General features: G+C 32.5%; 24 protein-coding genes. 1 reads left to right on the top strand and 23 read right to left on the bottom strand.

Translation table 11 applies throughout. The features are described 5' to 3' along the window. The 7 genes from AC3DU7_RS09025 to AC3DU7_RS08995 form a co-directional block, all read right to left on the bottom strand. Positions 1-1,151 (bottom strand): IS110 family transposase (locus AC3DU7_RS09025; RefSeq protein ID WP_488039019.1); only part of this gene is annotated, 1,151 nt, incomplete at its 3' end. A 251-nt stretch (positions 1,152-1,402) separates the two neighbouring features. Further along, positions 1,403-1,897, bottom strand: coding sequence for a hypothetical protein (locus AC3DU7_RS09020; RefSeq protein ID WP_488039018.1), 495 nt, complete (start codon positions 1,895-1,897; stop codon positions 1,403-1,405). A gap of 25 nt (positions 1,898-1,922) precedes the next feature. Continuing rightward, positions 1,923-2,978, bottom strand: coding sequence for a hypothetical protein (locus AC3DU7_RS09015; protein WP_488039017.1), 1,056 nt, complete (start codon positions 2,976-2,978; stop codon positions 1,923-1,925). After that, on the bottom strand, positions 2,960-3,145 hold the full coding sequence (locus tag AC3DU7_RS09010; RefSeq protein WP_488039016.1) for a hypothetical protein: 186 nt from the start codon (positions 3,143-3,145) through the stop codon (positions 2,960-2,962). The genes AC3DU7_RS09015 and AC3DU7_RS09010 overlap by 19 nt, the downstream gene beginning before the upstream one ends. After that, complete coding sequence (locus AC3DU7_RS09005) at positions 3,135-3,512, bottom strand: hypothetical protein (protein WP_488039015.1); 378 nt, start codon at positions 3,510-3,512, stop codon at positions 3,135-3,137. Before AC3DU7_RS09005 ends, AC3DU7_RS09010 begins: the two co-directional genes overlap by 11 nt. A gap of 74 nt (positions 3,513-3,586) precedes the next feature. Beyond that, positions 3,587-3,766 carry a hypothetical protein gene (locus AC3DU7_RS09000; RefSeq protein ID WP_488039014.1) on the bottom strand — a complete coding sequence of 60 codons (180 nt, stop codon included), beginning with the start codon at positions 3,764-3,766 and terminating at the stop codon, positions 3,587-3,589. A 99-nt stretch (positions 3,767-3,865) separates the two neighbouring features. Then, on the bottom strand, positions 3,866-4,918 hold the full coding sequence (locus tag AC3DU7_RS08995) for a hypothetical protein (RefSeq protein WP_488039013.1): 1,053 nt from the start codon (positions 4,916-4,918) through the stop codon (positions 3,866-3,868). A gap of 346 nt (positions 4,919-5,264) precedes the next feature. Here AC3DU7_RS08995 and AC3DU7_RS08990 point away from each other — a divergent pair, with 346 nt between their 5' ends. Then, positions 5,265-5,663: a hypothetical protein gene (locus tag AC3DU7_RS08990; protein ID WP_488039012.1), complete on the top strand. Its 399-nt coding sequence runs from the start codon at positions 5,265-5,267 to the stop codon at positions 5,661-5,663. Positions 5,664-5,870: 207 nt separating this feature from the next. On the opposite strand, the gene AC3DU7_RS08985 is transcribed toward AC3DU7_RS08990, so the two are convergent. From AC3DU7_RS08985 to AC3DU7_RS08910, 16 genes are all read right to left on the bottom strand, one after another. Beyond that, positions 5,871-6,452, bottom strand: coding sequence for a hypothetical protein (locus AC3DU7_RS08985; RefSeq protein ID WP_488039011.1), 582 nt, complete (start codon positions 6,450-6,452; stop codon positions 5,871-5,873). 678 nt (positions 6,453-7,130) lie between these two features. Further along, the gene (locus tag AC3DU7_RS08980; RefSeq protein ID WP_488039010.1) at positions 7,131-7,352 is read right to left on the bottom strand and encodes a hypothetical protein; all 222 of its coding nucleotides are present in this window, start codon (positions 7,350-7,352) and stop codon (positions 7,131-7,133) included. Between the two features lie 176 nt (positions 7,353-7,528). Beyond that, positions 7,529-8,413, bottom strand: a complete 885-nt coding sequence (locus AC3DU7_RS08975) for a hypothetical protein (RefSeq protein ID WP_488039009.1) — start codon at positions 8,411-8,413, stop codon at positions 7,529-7,531. Continuing rightward, positions 8,410-8,928: a hypothetical protein gene (locus tag AC3DU7_RS08970; RefSeq protein WP_488039008.1), complete on the bottom strand. Its 519-nt coding sequence runs from the start codon at positions 8,926-8,928 to the stop codon at positions 8,410-8,412. Before AC3DU7_RS08970 ends, AC3DU7_RS08975 begins: the two co-directional genes overlap by 4 nt. Then, on the bottom strand, positions 8,906-10,006 hold the full coding sequence (locus AC3DU7_RS08965; protein ID WP_488039007.1) for a hypothetical protein: 1,101 nt from the start codon (positions 10,004-10,006) through the stop codon (positions 8,906-8,908). The genes AC3DU7_RS08970 and AC3DU7_RS08965 overlap by 23 nt, the downstream gene beginning before the upstream one ends. A 2-nt stretch (positions 10,007-10,008) precedes the next feature. Next, positions 10,009-10,395 carry a hypothetical protein gene (locus AC3DU7_RS08960; RefSeq protein ID WP_488039006.1) on the bottom strand — a complete coding sequence of 129 codons (387 nt, stop codon included), beginning with the start codon at positions 10,393-10,395 and terminating at the stop codon, positions 10,009-10,011. Continuing rightward, positions 10,376-10,759 carry a hypothetical protein gene (locus AC3DU7_RS08955; protein WP_488039005.1) on the bottom strand — a complete coding sequence of 128 codons (384 nt, stop codon included), beginning with the start codon at positions 10,757-10,759 and terminating at the stop codon, positions 10,376-10,378. The genes AC3DU7_RS08960 and AC3DU7_RS08955 overlap by 20 nt, the downstream gene beginning before the upstream one ends. 51 nt (positions 10,760-10,810) lie before the next feature. After that, positions 10,811-11,110: a hypothetical protein gene (locus AC3DU7_RS08950; RefSeq protein WP_488039004.1), complete on the bottom strand. Its 300-nt coding sequence runs from the start codon at positions 11,108-11,110 to the stop codon at positions 10,811-10,813. 78 nt (positions 11,111-11,188) lie between these two features. Further along, positions 11,189-11,392, bottom strand: coding sequence for a hypothetical protein (locus AC3DU7_RS08945; protein WP_488039003.1), 204 nt, complete (start codon positions 11,390-11,392; stop codon positions 11,189-11,191). A 12-nt stretch (positions 11,393-11,404) separates the two neighbouring features. Next, positions 11,405-11,545 (bottom strand): hypothetical protein, encoded by a 141-nt coding sequence (locus AC3DU7_RS08940; RefSeq protein WP_488039002.1) that lies wholly within the window; start codon positions 11,543-11,545, stop codon positions 11,405-11,407. Beyond that, on the bottom strand, positions 11,542-11,790 hold the full coding sequence (locus AC3DU7_RS08935; protein WP_488039001.1) for a hypothetical protein: 249 nt from the start codon (positions 11,788-11,790) through the stop codon (positions 11,542-11,544). The genes AC3DU7_RS08940 and AC3DU7_RS08935 overlap by 4 nt, the downstream gene beginning before the upstream one ends. Before the next feature lie 144 nt (positions 11,791-11,934). Beyond that, a complete protein-coding gene (locus tag AC3DU7_RS08930; RefSeq protein WP_488039000.1) occupies positions 11,935-12,108 on the bottom strand; it encodes a hypothetical protein in 174 nt (57 codons plus the stop codon). 137 nt (positions 12,109-12,245) lie between these two features. Then, positions 12,246-12,563 carry a hypothetical protein gene (locus AC3DU7_RS08925; RefSeq protein WP_488038999.1) on the bottom strand — a complete coding sequence of 106 codons (318 nt, stop codon included), beginning with the start codon at positions 12,561-12,563 and terminating at the stop codon, positions 12,246-12,248. Between the two features lies 1 nt (position 12,564). Further along, entirely contained in the window at positions 12,565-13,023 is a 459-nt protein-coding gene (locus AC3DU7_RS08920; RefSeq protein WP_488038998.1) for a hypothetical protein, read from the bottom strand. A gap of 3 nt (positions 13,024-13,026) precedes the next feature. Next, complete coding sequence (locus tag AC3DU7_RS08915) at positions 13,027-13,998, bottom strand: protein rep (protein ID WP_488038997.1); 972 nt, start codon at positions 13,996-13,998, stop codon at positions 13,027-13,029. Then, entirely contained in the window at positions 13,979-14,251 is a 273-nt protein-coding gene (locus AC3DU7_RS08910) for a hypothetical protein (protein WP_488038996.1), read from the bottom strand. The genes AC3DU7_RS08915 and AC3DU7_RS08910 overlap by 20 nt, the downstream gene beginning before the upstream one ends. Between the last annotated feature and the right edge of the window lie 574 nt (positions 14,252-14,825).

Below are 14,825 nucleotides of genomic sequence, written 5' to 3'. Positions count from 1 at the left end.
AACAATCTCCTCAACATAAAGGCCACAGTTCGACACCTAACCAAATCAGTAAACTTTTTACCTTTATTAGGGTCTTTCTGTAACTGCTCCTTATAATATTCAAACTTAGCTATTATTTCTAATCCAACTTTAGAAGTAAGATTTTTCTTACCCACAACAGTCACACACCAAAGATACAATTCAGAACGAGCCAAAGAAGAACCAGACTTACTAAATCTTTCCACATCTCCAGATGAACTTTCCTCCCTACCAAACCCTAAACGCCTCTTAAAAGCACCTTCACTTTCAAACCTACTAAAAGGATAACAACGCACCAATAACATAGCCCTTGCCATCAATCCAAAACTGTATAAATCAAAAACTTGATTAAAGCAATCAAACTGTAAAGAATAAATTAATTCATATAACTCTCGACGAATTTTAAACTCATTTAAATGTAATTCACATAATTGATTTGCTAAAAACTTAGTAAACTCAGAAATCTCTATCCCATACTCACAAGCAACAGATTTTTCATACTTTTTACTATATCTATTAGCTCCATTCTTAGTATATCTTTCCCTTCCTGCAATCCAACTCCATAATGGAGATAAACCATCAGTTCCTGAAGGTGACTTAGTATGAGCTACTTCTGGAAACTCTCTAGCTAATTGTTGTCTCAATCGATTAATAATAGGAGATTGAATTCTAGCAAGTGAATGTAGCTGTAAATATCTATCATTAATCTCTTTAATCAAACCAGGCTCAAATCTCAGAAAAGATTGTGATTTATCCCAATTTTTTAAAGCATAAACAGCTAATGCCAGTGCATCAGCTTGGTCATTTTTATCAGGTAATCGCTCCGACTTTCTTAAATACTTAACCTCTGGATGACCAACCCAAAATACAGGTATTTGATGAGTATCAGCAATCTTAGACCACAGATAACTATAATTACCTCCAGTTGGCTCCATTACCAAACCATCAGAATCTAGTAAAAACTCAACAAAGTCTTCCACACTTTCTAAATTAAGTTTAAAAGTCAATGGATCGTTTCTCTTAAGTCTCTTATTATCCTTAAAATACTTTTGTAAATCAGCAGGAATCTCATCAAGTTTCCAGCACACAATAGACGATTTACAAACATCGCCTCCAATAATTCTCTTATTCATTTGTGATGGTGATATTAAAAAAAAACAATGTACTCACAAATCACCTGAAAACAGTTGCAATAACCATTTAATTTACTCTCAAAGTACAGTGTTTATAAACTCAGTAAGGTTGCTCATAAAGTTTAAAAAGCGCGAACACTCACTTTACTTAGAAAGCAGGTAACTTACTGAGTATATGCAGGTAAACCTGCAACGGCTAAATGAATAGCCGTTTCATTAACTCCTGCGGGTTAAATCATCAGGCAGGTTTTTTAGAAAGGATTAAGTTCTTCAATATCTTCACTATCTGTAGTTTCAGTTGGTTTTTCTTCTATAGATAGTAACTTTACATCAGTTTCCGCAACCTTTTGAACCATTTCCCAAAAATGAGTTGATGCTTTTGAAACTTCAAGCAGACGTTCAAGTTTAATTAGACCCTCTTCAGTTTCAGTTAGTTCTTTAAGTTCTTCTTTTGCTGATTTAACTCTATCTCTAATACTTTGAAGTTTTTCCTCTCTTTCCTCTAATTTTTTGGTTGCCTCATCAATCTTTTCTCCAACTGTTGGAGCTGCCATTACTCGTAATGCCCTGAGGTAAGGTACTGACTCCCCACCAGAAACAATATCTGCAATTAACAACTTACATTCACTCACAGCTTCTTTAAGATTTTCACCATCATCAAGTTGATAGTTAATCTCAAAAGTGTGACTGGTATAGCTGATTTCAGATTCAAATTTTCCACCAACTGTAAAAGATGTGATTCCCATATTTAAAATATAACTCTACTAGCAATCACGGAGGGCGATCGCCATATCTTTCATTCTCATTTTTCTCTAATACAAACTTGATGTAATGGTCAATTTGTGCTGAAAGATTAGGCTTACTAATTCTTAATTTTTCCAAGTACTTTATTGGATGACTAAAAGCTTTAGCCACAGTTATTTCAGAGTTATATCTTACCACTGAATTATTAGTTTCAGTCTCAACTACTGTAGAAATTTCCTCTGATTCATTTTCTGGATGTTCCTTTGAAACTGCCTGTATTATTTCTTCTCTAGATACTTTGTTTCCACCATTTACTGAATAATACTCATCAACTTCTTGCTCTTTATACTTATAACAACTTTCCTGATATTCTTTATATTCTGGGGAGTTAATTAATTGTAAATAACTATTTTCAATGACAATACTAAGATACTGATTTATATCAACTTCTGAATTATTTTTCCATTTCCAAAAATTAGTTAATTCTCTCAAAGCATCATAAATTGCTTCACTAAATTTAGTTTTAAATGGAGTATATGAATTAGGTTCTAAAACTTTGAGAATAAAATTAGTAGTAATAGGAGTCTTAGAAATTTCAGCAGCATCTAATACATCTTGCCATTTCTGTGCAGCAATTTTAATTTCTTCATTAGTGCGTTTCCCTGCTCTATCTGATACTAATTCAGCAAATTTATAGGCATGAGAGATACATCTTGGCAGTTCATCAAATCCACATCTTATTAGTAGAATTGCCATTCTTGCTGCCCGCATAATCTTTCGACAATACGGTTCAGACATTCTGAAAACTTTAAGACAATATTCTTCAAAAGTTTTAAAGCCTTTCTTAATATATAGTTTATTTTGGACTGCTGCTTTAATTTTGATACCAAATTTGATGTAATTATAGGAGCTATCAAGTAACGATTGATGTAATTCTTCAGTGTCAGATGAGTAATTACATGAGGATATTTCATATTTTTTTCGACACTTTTCGATGGATTTAATCCATTCTGGAGTATCTTCGTCAGTAATTATTTCTTCAAATATTGGTAGGGGAATTTTTCTCATTTTTCTATTAGCCATTCTGTATAGGCTATAGTATCTTCTGGGTCTTTACGAGATGTTCTATATGCAGGTTGTTTGGCTAATGTGTATCCTTCCCTTTTAAGTTCGTGCATAGCAGCAATGAACTTTTCAATATCAGGTTCATATCCAATTAGTCGTACTTCTATGGTTTTTCTAATAGTCACTATTATTATCCTTTGATTTTTTCCAAGACATATCAAAAGCAATAGTTGTATTCACTGCTCTTCTACCAGTTTTTATAATTTTACTGGTAATATCTAGTTGTCTTAAATTTCTAATTTCTTTCCAGCTTGGCATTAATGTTTGAAATATTTCTGCTGATATTTCATAACTAAGATTTACTTTTCTCTCTGTATATAATTCCTCTAAATACTTTGCAGCAGATACTGCAATATCTGATACTTCTACAACTGTTTTATTAAATTGTTCTTCCTCCCATATACTTGTGCATTCTGAAATTTCTTTAGTCATTTTCTTCAGAATATTTAACGAAAGTTTTTTAGTGATTTTTTTTATTGATTTATCTTTCATATAATAAATATGTAGAGTATTAGAGTTCCAGTGATAAGTCCTATCAAAAAGTTAATCATTTTCTTTAAATTGATTTATTCTTCATTGTCTTCAAATAATTCTTGATATAGTTTTTCCATTCTTTGTTGGCTATAAAAATCAAAATAGGATAGCAGTACAAGAATAATAAATATTAAAACTATTAACATAGATATTTTTATTGGAAGTAAAGTACCAATGATAAATCCTACTAATAAACTAGATATAAGGTACATTGAAAGATACAATAAGAAGCCTATAAATTCGAGGTAACTCATATTTTTGACCACTGTTCAAACATACTAGCAACTTGTAGAAACTCTTCAGCCCATGAATTATTTCTTTTGTCTGATTTTCTTTGCTACTTCTGACACACTTTTTATTGCTAGTTCCCCTATTAACCATTTTTCTCTACATTGTCTTCTTGACTTCTGCTCATATTTTTTTAGTCTCTCATCCATTAGTTTTTTGTCTTTAGATTCTTGAGCTTTTATATATTCCGCTATATATTTGTCTATAATTTTTGTAAGCTCTTCATGTGAAATTTCTCCTCTATCCCATTTTTCACTTGCATCTGCAATTTTTGGGTAAGTAATTTGCCATATTCTGTAATGGTGTTCAAAATTATTTGGGTAATCGTCAGGGTCAGGTGGTTCTATGTCAGGAATAATATTAGTATTGGCCTTACTCTGAAACTCTTCAGTATCAAATAAAGTGAGTTGTTTTACTTCTTGTTGTGATTTGTCCCTTCTATATCTTTCTATCCCAGATAGTTCGCGATCGCAACTTTTTACTTTCTCGGTTGATAGTTTAACTGGAGCATTTTGAAATACTTTCTTGGCAATACTTTTAAATATCTCAGAATTTTTAGCTATTTCTTTTTCCTTATAATTAATTTCTGCTTGCTTATAAAAATTTTCTTTTTCCTGGAATTCAGATTCTGTTAAATGATTATTAAAAGAATCGTAGCGATAGTTGTAATATTCATAAGCAGCTTCCCAGGTTTTACGGAGTTTTAAATTACCAAAAGATGAAACTTCTTGAGAGGATATTCCTAATTTATAAATAGCCTCTTTGATATATTTCAGCTTAATTTTACTTAGGCTAGTATAGGAGTCAATAGAAAATGGACTTAAATTTTCATCTATATAAGTTTTGTAGTTGCGATCGCGATTTACGACTTTTTCAACTACTGGCCTAATTGGGAATTTATTGTCTCTTGGTTGAGTTTGCTGAGTGGTGACAAGCTGCTTTCTTACATAATGTCTATAGGCAGCTTCCCAGGTTTTGCGGAATCTCAAGTCACCAAATTTGTTTCGGACTTCTGCTGGGGAGATTTCTAGTTTATAGATTCTCCGCTTCATGTACTTGATTTTGAGTTTTTTCATTTTTCTCTAATATTTAATTTTTATTCCTGAAATAACTTTTCGTTATTGAATGAGTAAAGACAATAACCGATAAGAATTGAAGATGCAGTATCGCTGTACTATAGATTCTCCACTTTCATACCCGTGCCTCACTAAATAGCTTCACATACATTACTTATAGTCTCCTCAGTTAGTCGCCAATAGTTATAACCAACAATTAATCGACATTCTTTTTACTCATCTAACAACTTGTCCTTTTCCTATAGGATAATACCTCTTATAGTTTATATATTGTTCACTTGAAAATAATTGTACGAACAATATATGATTATGTCAAGATATATGCAGTAATATATATTTAAAACAGATGACTAAAGGAAAAAAACGTAATGCCAAGACGGCCCACAAAGAAGTACAGCGAAACAACCAAGAACGTCAATTACACTTTGACAGAGACAGCAAAAGAGGGTATCAAACAACTAGCAATATTGAGGCAGACGACAGCATCTCATCTAGTAGAAATGATTGGTCGGGGAGAAATAAAACTAGCAGCCCCGGAGGAACAATTTCTGGGGGAATTCTAAAACGACTTATTGCAGAGACAGATAATCAAATAATTGAATTAAGGTCACGTTGTGATAAGTTGGAAATTCATAAACAGCTATTAAAAGAACTTTTTGATGAATTGTCACAAAAAACAGGAGAATCTTTAGAAATATCAAATGAAAGTTCTGAATATTATTCTGATTTAACTAAAAAAAAATAAAAACTATTGGCAATGCCGATCGCCCAATAAGCAATCGGCATATTCAAACTAAAAATCAAATTACAATATTGAGTTTAAGATAATGCGCTCGGCATTTTTTATATTTGTACTATATATAAAAATTAGTCATAACAATATTACTCCCCAGCAAGTATAAATGAATGGGGAGAAATATTAGTATAAGCGATCACTTGTACCAAACAATTTCTACAACTGTTCAACTTGCCAAAGATTTTGATTCCCCGACTTTCCTCTCAACACAAACTTCCACCCTCCAACAACACAATAATTTTCATTTTTTAATTTCCTGGGTCTTCTCCCTATTAATTTTTCTAATTCCTTGCTAGTAAGCAACCATTTTTCCTCTGAACATTCTTTTAAATCCCTATGCATCTGAATTGAATCTTCACGAGGACTCATATTATTAATAATTGTCCCTATTATATTTTCTAAAAGAATTTCAGCACTTGTACTTTGTACTGTGAGCTGTTCTGTAAACTGTTCAGTGATAGGACTAATTTTGGACTTTTTTTGTTCAGTGTACTGTTTACTGAACTGTTCACTTTCATCATATACTACATCTGCCTTAACTTCTTTCACAAATGTGGACATCTTATTTCCAGATTTTATATGCTCGTGCAACAGATCTAATTGTTGTAACTGCTCAAGAGTAGCAAAAGCCTTATCATTCTTATCCTTAGCTAATTCAATCTTGAGAGTTTTTAACCGACTATATAAAGCTGCACGAGAATTTAAACCATACCTTAAAAGTAATTCTTGGACAATCATTTGTTTACTATACTGTTTACTGTACTGTTTAGTTTATTGTACACTAAACAGTACAGCTACTAGTGTACATAATACAAAACTTGACAAGTCCAATTTAATCAATAATGATTTTTATCTCAAAAAATAATATTTTGAATAATAATAAGATTTATTAATAAGTTAGTAATAGTCAAACGTCGCTCACTACAAACCAACTACATCTAACTAAAACTAGCCAAGCTTGACTAATTCACTAAATCAAGTTCGACTAAATTTTCAAGAGTTCGTCCCTCTCGCTTGAAAATTAAGTCTCCCTAGATTTGCGTCTCAGGGGAGCCGCCGTTCATAAGTCTACGCTAAGGCTTTGTTTCTCCTATCGTCGAACCAACCGTTTTAGTAAGATTCCGTAAGGCTTCTAGCTCTTAGCGACTACTATAAACACAGATAAGTTTTAGCAACAGTTAAACCATTGACCGCATATTCAGTACCGCTACGCTGCACCAGTTTGCCTCACACGAGCTTGAATTGCGTAAAAAGAAGAAAAATAATTAAAAAAAATAGCGCTCGGCTCGGCCGCTAACGCTAAACAAGTGCTACTGAATATGCTTGATACAAAGATAGTAATTAACAGTTAGATTTATTTTATCAAAGCATAAGTAATAGGAAAATTAATTAGTCATAAAATAATCAGCAAAAACTCTATTCAGAGTCATCATAATCAGTTGTAAATTCCTGTAATAAAGCTTCTTGATCTCCTATAATTTTTTGCCTATCAGCAGCATCAGAAGAAAGAAATTTATCACGCAAATTATTATCAGCCCAAATAGTTTGTTTAAAAAGCATAGGCTGAGGTTCAGAAGTTGATGCTAAAATAGTCTCAAAAGATGATTGAACATTGCGAATAAAATTGCCAATACCCATAAATATTTCCTCCTAAATTATATTAATATTATAGCAATAAAAATCTAATTAATCAATCATCTAAAAGTAAGAATTTTAGAAATTTTTTTATTTTTCTTGTACGCAAAAATACTCCCAAAAAATAGCCAAGCAAAGAAGTAAAAGAAATAATTACTACCAAATGAATAATAAAATCTTTAATCATCTAAAATTTTTCCTAAATAATGATTAAGCACAAAAAACCAACCAAACAAAATGACACTACTATTATACCAAAAAAACTGTACACAGATGAAAGACAAAAATACTTCTATAGGAATAGATTCAGAGTAAGAAAATATTAAAATCAACCACCAAAAAGGCAGAAGCCAATCACCTGATATCACTCTGAAATCAACGAAAGCATTGTGAAATTTTACAGTACCCATACGACTGATTGCACCATCAATGCCAACAGGTTGAAAAGGTAAGTTTCTCCACTGCCATAATCTACTGGTGCTAATTGCATCCCAAAAACCAGCTCCGTAAGCAGAAATATAGTGATAGCGGTGGTAACATTCCACTGATATCACTACAAACGCAATCACTAAAATAAGCAGTTTCAAAAAACGCGAACGCAATCGCATAATGATTGCAAGTGCTATCACTGCAATCGCAGAACGTGAACGACAAGTGATTGCAGACGCAAGCAATAAAGATGATTGCAAGGGTGGAGTTATGAAAGAAGCAGGAGCAAGAAAACCGTTAGCAAGTTCTTGCCTATGTTCCCCGCCAAAGCCAAGAAGTAAAATAATCGAGAGTGATATCACTCCTAATCTGAATCCGGTTAGTGGAAGCGACAAAGGTAGGAGTGATATCAGAATGAAATCAATAAGACCACCACCAATTTCGTAATGCCCTAAAAACGATTGCACGAAATTACCTGAATTCAAATTGAAATAAAAAAGAGCTGCAATCAGTACAGCCCAGGAAAAATATCTATGAGTGATTTCACATTTTATCACAATAATGATTGCAAGAATCATTGTTCTCAAAGATGCAATCATTGGGGAAATGATGAAAAGAAATATTAATAAATTCATTGATTACACCTTAGAGTTGCAGTACCTTCTTGAAAAGGTAAACCTCTAATTTTAATTTTTACATTAGGACAGGTATTATTATCGTCATCATCGCCCCCGTCATCGCCGCCATCATCGTCAATATCATCAATACAAGCAGAAAGAGAAACATCAATATGTTCAGAATAATAGTAGTAGTCTATAGTACAAATAGTTTGAGTAGGTAAAGCACTAGATAGATCTATAGAACTACCAGGGGAAAAACAGCCAAAAGCTTCAAGGCGAATACCATCATTATAATAAACATAGGTAGCACGAAAAAGTGGAGGATAGCAAGAAAAAGGAGTAGATTTCTTATTTACATAAAAGTAAGTAGTTTTTAAACGACAAGAATTAGCAATAGAATTATAAATATATTCTTGATTAGAAATAAAAGGATCAGGGTAATTTTCTTCAGTGCAGTAACTATTAAGAGGAGGAGGACTATTAGCAAGAACAACAAGTCTTGAGTCTCTAAAAAAGATAAGATACATCATAAGTATTATTAGAGGCAGTTTTAATCGTTTCATCAGAATTTTTATCAGGAATATCAGATAATTTTGATAAATCAAAAGCATTGCAAGAATCTTCAATAAATTTATTTTTGTATTTCTCAACATCTATTTCAAAAGGAGATTTTTTAATGAACAGCCCTAAAAGATGAATGAAACAATTTAGGTATAAGGCAGGCTTTTTAAATGATTCTAATACTGAAAAAAAGTAGGAGTACAGTAAAGGAGAATTAAAAATTGTAAGATAGCAATAGTTTGGTATATGAGTTTTATGGCTATATTTATAAAACTCTTTAGCAAATAATTTTGCAGGAAAATTAAATAGAACTGGATTATCACCAATAGATTTATTAAACGACTTATAAACCGTAAATAACATTTTGTCTCCAGTAGACAGAGGTGATATATGCCTGAATTTTGCAAATCTCATTCTATGAAGTTGGAAATTTAAGCCGGAAATCTTATCACTTTTTGCAAACAAATAATTATAGGATTTATTAGTATAAAAATAATAAATCTTGGTTATCATTTTTGAAGCGCCACCTAGACTCTTTGACTTTGTGAGGACAGATGAACATTCTATTATGTAATTACTTTGAGACCGTAAAAGTTTATCAACATGGTCATAATGCTGAGATATCCACCATAATCTTATATGATATTGTCTCATCATTGCTAAGTTTGCTTGCCAATTATCAGGCAAAGAATTCCAATTTCTCGCAGAGCAAAATATACCAGCTTCATCAAGTACAAATATCTTTTTTATACCTTGAATAAAATTAGATAAATCAGTTTTTCCAGATACATTAGTAACTGGTTTTACCACAACATTACCTAATTTAAAATGTCGGATAACATTATGATATCCCATGTAGTAACAGTAATAGTAAAGCGCCTGAGCATTGATATCAAAGTTGAAAACTAAACCATAATTAAGTAGATTAGCCTGCTGCAAAACCAAAGATAATGCAGTAACTGTTTTTCCACTGCCACGTGGAGGAGCATCCTTTGAAGACACTACTCCATAAATTTCACCGTATCGTAAAAAATCAGATACATTCATAACTAAAACCTTGAAAGAGATTTAAATATTTTCCAAGAAGCTACAAGAATGAGGACATTTTTAATATCTGTAACAACAGCTAGTAAGATTCCGCGACCAACAAAAGGTATATTTTGCCCTATTCTATTAACTAGAGTTGAGAGCCACATATTATAGGGAGTGCTTGGAAGCCAAGAGGTTAATTTAAACGAAATACTGCATACCCAAATACCAAATGTTGGTGCAGGGCTTGTACTTGATTCATCAGTATCAAAATCAGGATACCAAGTTCCTCCACCTCCAGGTGAATATCCACCACTAGCAAATGATGGTGAAGAAATGAGAATATAAATTACAATTATTATAATTAAAAGTAAGTATCTACGGTACTTATAAATGAAATATTGCATATACCATCATTGATAAAATAAATGCTGGTGAAATAATATTTCTATACGCATCAAGCAAAAAGCACATCTCATGCGTATAACCAAAGAATTCTACTGATGGACATTCATTTGAATAAGATGAAAAAGACCCATTATACAAAAAATCCATTGGAAAGAAATTCCAGAAGATATCTTGTGTACAGTACTGGATTTCATACCTATCATCTTCATGGAATCTAGGTCCAGCGTCAATTTCTACTTCAAGTGTTGCACCACCAGCATTGTTACCAGTACCACTTCCTCCAGAATCACCACCACTAGCCAAAGATGGCAAAGAAAAAAGTAGCAGTAAAATTACAAAAATGAGAACAATGAAATGTTTCATAGTAGTTCAGGGAAAGATCTATAACTTTCCCTAAATAGAATAGAAATTTTATTACAGGTTGTTTAAGATAATACGTCTAAAAACCTGAAAAGCAGCACTAGCGCCACCAGAGCCAGCAAGTACATTGGTCATGCTAGATACCATGTTCTCCAGCATAGCAGCAATAGCAGCAACCTTATCAACCTCATCAGCAATGACAAGCTGAGCTTTAGCAGGAGGTGACATAGTAATGACAGTAGCTGCTGCTGCAGTAGACAAACCAATAAGAATAGCTTGTTTTGAAATTTTAGGGAATCTCGGAGTATGTGGAATATCTCTATTCAAAGCATTCCATAATGTAATTTGACTCATAATATTAGTTAAGTATGTTGTAATGATGCAGAAAGCATCTTGAACACCTATAAATTTATATAGATGTCAAAGTGCTATCTATTTAAATAACCTGATAGCAAAAACAATACCAATCCTACTAATTTCAGCGAAGATAATGAAGCTAGAGTAAGAGGGGTTATAAAAACTAACTACTGTAATTGTTGTTGAAAGAATAACTGATACAACAAAAGATTTTTTCGACAATTTTGGAGTATAAGGAATATTAGTATTTAAAATACTCCAAATTTTAGATCTTTTCATAAAACCTCTAAGTTAATTCTTAAAAAAGCTTATCCCCAATACAGCAGCAGCCATATAGGCAAGATAACGAGCAGATACTTCTATTCCCCAATCTATTGCAGCTTGAAAATAAGCTACTAATACATCTGCATCAGGAATAGGAACTTCATTCATAAAAACATCCTCACTACATAAGCTACTGCTAAAGCAGAAACTATAATTGCAATATCAGTAGAAAAACTGGAAGAAGATATACCGTTAGGAATATCAAAGAAGTCATTTACAGTTCCTACTGGTTCAATTGAAAAATTGCTATTGTGAGATAACAAGCAATTTAATTCCCGAGAAGCAGGAAGTTGACCTATCTGGCTAGATAAGGTAGTGAAATTTTCCATATCACTACATAACGGTTTAGACATGATTATCGTTTTCCTATGAGCAATCTAAGGGTAAAAATACCAGCGGTTGCTAGAATAAACTTCTGAATTTCAGGGTCTATTCTGTCAACAATTCCATTTACAAATTCCTCCGGGGATACTGGTATCTGAAATTGCCATATTGTGTTAGCGTTTGCTGGCTTTTGGCTTCCCAACACGATCAAAAGCACGAAGAGCAGTAGCACTCTTTTTAGTCGATTTTTTTTGAGGTTTATCATTACTTTTATTTTTAAAGTAAAAGTAGTTCCATCCAGCAAAAGTAATTAGAAATGAAGCAATAATCAAAGGCCAATTAATCATTAAAGACTCCTTAAAGTAGTAAAGAAAACATTTTGAAAGCGATACCAATCAAATAAACAGATATAATAATTGGCACTAAACTTTCCAAAAGTGCATCAAACAGAGTGATTGCATCTGTTAAGGAAATGGTATCCATATCAAAAAGTCCTGCTAGGTATTGATATGTAAATCATATGCAGTGAAAAAATTAATACACCTACAAGAAATAATTTAGAGAAAAAAACTACTAAACCTGAATGAACCTGGTAGTCTATATCCATAGAAAAAACATGACTAAGACATGACTCCATATCAGAAGGAATAATAACATTAGGTTTCCCTGGAACTTGAACAATACAAGATGAATTTTGGTATCGTAGATATCCAGTAATAGTATTATTTAATTCATCTTTATAACGAACAAAAAAAGAATCGGGAACACCTGAAGGTATATCAAAAGTCTGAGCTAATGACACATTAGGCAGCAGCAGAGACAGAAGAAGTAACAGGCTCGTTATAAAACTTGTCAAGACAGTCCGAATGGCGGACAACTTTAAGAATGTCACGGTAAATTGTCGAAGCGTAGACATTCGCCCTACTCTCCTTTGATTGTGGGATTAACTCTGGAGATATAGCAAAATCAAGCGCTACAATATCACCAATTTTTAAATCTAACAATTTCTGAATGGATTCGTCAGGTTCATTCAAAATATCAGTCGGAACTGAAAATTTTAAGCTAGGCTTAAATGTTTGAAATTTAGAGCGAGTAAGATTGCTTACAGCATCTTCAGGAGGATATTGCTTGTTATACTCCTTAATATAATCAGGAGCTTGGAAATAAAATTCCATGCCTCTGCCATCTTCCTTGATAATTTTCTTACAAAAAAGAGCTTCTTTGCACACAACTGGTATCAAAGTTTTCTTTGATAATCCCATAAGTCAAATCCTACTTGTGTAATTGTTTAATTGATTATCCCAAGTAAAGTTAATTAAAGGATAATCACGTTTATTTCGACCTAAATTATCTGAATATTCGGATTCAGCATAAATCAAATCAGGGTCAGTATTTAGAAACCTAAAATATTCACTAAAGATTCCAGAATGAGAAAAGCTTCTCAAGCCAGATATTTGAATTGCTGCTTCACCAAGCCACTTATAATTAGAAATATAATCGGATGGCTTAAATTCATACTTAGTAATTTCCAAAAGAGATTTACCATCATCAGGCAAAACAGCATTAACCCACACTAAAGGATCATAATCAGCTCTAAGAGCATCACGCCAAATAGATTGCCATCCTTGATAATCTAAATAATTATCATTATCAAAATACGACTCATCTACTGCTAAAAGTAAATGAAAATGAGGATGGCAATAAGATTTATCATCTTTAGGCATCGTCACTTCAAAACTTCTAAGATATCCCCTTAAAGATTTAAGGTTATAAATTAAGTTGTTTTTAAACCGCTTAAAAGAAGGAGTCAAAACATACTTAAAATAAGATTTTAAGCTGATTAATAGAGGGTTGCGAACAGTTAAAGTTAGAAATATATACCTAAATTTCTTTGCTATATGAGGCCATATAGAAAGTGATTTAGCTTGATACATTTTTGACCTGCGAAATGCGCACATAGGGCAAAAACGTACTCTACAAAAGTTAGCAGCTCTAAGCTTGAGACCATTGGAAGTTTCAGCAAAAGTCAAATCAGTTGAACAATTTCTAATCCTATATGCCCAATGCATTAGGTCAGGATAACCATAATGCTGATAAGCTAAGTCAAATAAATTAGCAGTCTGTTTCTTTTTCAAATAAAAACTACTAAATTTATAATCTGAATAATGACCAACTTCAGATAAAATGAATTTACCATAATGACTACTGATGGGGTGGTCAGAGAGAGTAAGAGTCATCCTCTTCTCCTAAATCATCTCGCATAACCTGACGAGGAAGTTGACGAACAAGAGCAGGAGAAGGAAGAGAAAGAGGATCTAATACTTCTACAGAAGAAACGTCAATTACAGGAACAATGATATCATGCAGAAAAGAGTTAGGAGTATTAATACGCTGATTAACTCTTTGAGAAGCAAGTTTTAAAATAACATCAGCGTAATTATCACCCAGAAGTATGCCAGCATCGATTACTTTTTCAGGTATATCAGCCATAAAAATCATTTGATAACTAAATAAATAATGGCAAACAAAAACAGAAAAAACAAGAGATTAAGGTGAAGTGAAACCATTGTGATCTGAATAGGTATAAAAAAATGCAACAAGATGACAACGATTTTTTAATTTATACTTGCGAACAATACGATGAAATAAACACTTTACATAACCTGTAGAGTATTGAGTCTTCTCAGCAATTTCACTGTCTGTGAGACCAGATGACAAAAATGATATAAGTTGTGTTTCAAGTTCAGTAAAAAACATAAAAAAAGTAAATTTAGAATAAAAAAATCATAAAAGGTAAATATTTAACAAACAAAAATCAGTAATAAAATTTTAATAATATTAGGACTTACACATGAACGCTATTAGTAAGGTGTCTTAGCGCTAGCGTTAAAGTAACTAAGCAATAATCTATCTACAAAGCTTTTGGATAAGTCCTAAAATTTTCAGCCGTTATCCCTTTATTATCAAGAAAAGAAGTGGCGACGCCTGGACGGGTCGCGGGGCGACCCAAAGCCATGGCATCATCCATCATACTTTTCTATTTTCTAAACCTTCTAGGGATTTA

This window comes from Okeania sp. (assembly GCF_983059655.1).
The sequence above is the reverse complement of the archived record's forward strand: the minus strand, read 5'-3'. Positions and strand labels throughout refer to the sequence as shown.

Excerpts from the sequence above, each read along its gene's own strand:
- AC3DU7_RS09020 (WP_488039018.1), bottom strand. The coding sequence starts at position 1,897 with ATGGGAATCACATCTTTTACAGTTGGTGGAAAATTTGAATCTGAAATC.
- AC3DU7_RS09015 (WP_488039017.1), bottom strand. The coding sequence starts at position 2,978 with ATGGCTAATAGAAAAATGAGAAAAATTCCCCTACCAATATTTGAAGAA.
- AC3DU7_RS09005 (WP_488039015.1), bottom strand. The coding sequence starts at position 3,512 with ATGAAAGATAAATCAATAAAAAAAATCACTAAAAAACTTTCGTTAAAT.
- AC3DU7_RS09000 (WP_488039014.1), bottom strand. The coding sequence starts at position 3,766 with ATGTACCTTATATCTAGTTTATTAGTAGGATTTATCATTGGTACTTTA.
- AC3DU7_RS08995 (WP_488039013.1), bottom strand. The coding sequence starts at position 4,918 with ATGAAAAAACTCAAAATCAAGTACATGAAGCGGAGAATCTATAAACTA.
- AC3DU7_RS08990 (WP_488039012.1), top strand. The coding sequence starts at position 5,265 with ATGACTAAAGGAAAAAAACGTAATGCCAAGACGGCCCACAAAGAAGTA.
- AC3DU7_RS08985 (WP_488039011.1), bottom strand. The coding sequence starts at position 6,452 with ATGATTGTCCAAGAATTACTTTTAAGGTATGGTTTAAATTCTCGTGCA.
- AC3DU7_RS08980 (WP_488039010.1), bottom strand. The coding sequence starts at position 7,352 with ATGGGTATTGGCAATTTTATTCGCAATGTTCAATCATCTTTTGAGACT.
- AC3DU7_RS08975 (WP_488039009.1), bottom strand. The coding sequence starts at position 8,413 with ATGAATTTATTAATATTTCTTTTCATCATTTCCCCAATGATTGCATCT.
- AC3DU7_RS08970 (WP_488039008.1), bottom strand. The coding sequence starts at position 8,928 with ATGATGTATCTTATCTTTTTTAGAGACTCAAGACTTGTTGTTCTTGCT.
- AC3DU7_RS08965 (WP_488039007.1), bottom strand. The coding sequence starts at position 10,006 with ATGAATGTATCTGATTTTTTACGATACGGTGAAATTTATGGAGTAGTG.
- AC3DU7_RS08960 (WP_488039006.1), bottom strand. The coding sequence starts at position 10,395 with ATGCAATATTTCATTTATAAGTACCGTAGATACTTACTTTTAATTATA.
- AC3DU7_RS08955 (WP_488039005.1), bottom strand. The coding sequence starts at position 10,759 with ATGAAACATTTCATTGTTCTCATTTTTGTAATTTTACTGCTACTTTTT.
- AC3DU7_RS08950 (WP_488039004.1), bottom strand. The coding sequence starts at position 11,110 with ATGAGTCAAATTACATTATGGAATGCTTTGAATAGAGATATTCCACAT.
- AC3DU7_RS08945 (WP_488039003.1), bottom strand. The coding sequence starts at position 11,392 with ATGAAAAGATCTAAAATTTGGAGTATTTTAAATACTAATATTCCTTAT.
- AC3DU7_RS08940 (WP_488039002.1), bottom strand. The coding sequence starts at position 11,545 with ATGAATGAAGTTCCTATTCCTGATGCAGATGTATTAGTAGCTTATTTT.
- AC3DU7_RS08935 (WP_488039001.1), bottom strand. The coding sequence starts at position 11,790 with ATGTCTAAACCGTTATGTAGTGATATGGAAAATTTCACTACCTTATCT.
- AC3DU7_RS08930 (WP_488039000.1), bottom strand. The coding sequence starts at position 12,108 with ATGATTAATTGGCCTTTGATTATTGCTTCATTTCTAATTACTTTTGCT.
- AC3DU7_RS08920 (WP_488038998.1), bottom strand. The coding sequence starts at position 13,023 with ATGGGATTATCAAAGAAAACTTTGATACCAGTTGTGTGCAAAGAAGCT.
- AC3DU7_RS08915 (WP_488038997.1), bottom strand. The coding sequence starts at position 13,998 with ATGACTCTTACTCTCTCTGACCACCCCATCAGTAGTCATTATGGTAAA.
- AC3DU7_RS08910 (WP_488038996.1), bottom strand. The coding sequence starts at position 14,251 with ATGGCTGATATACCTGAAAAAGTAATCGATGCTGGCATACTTCTGGGT.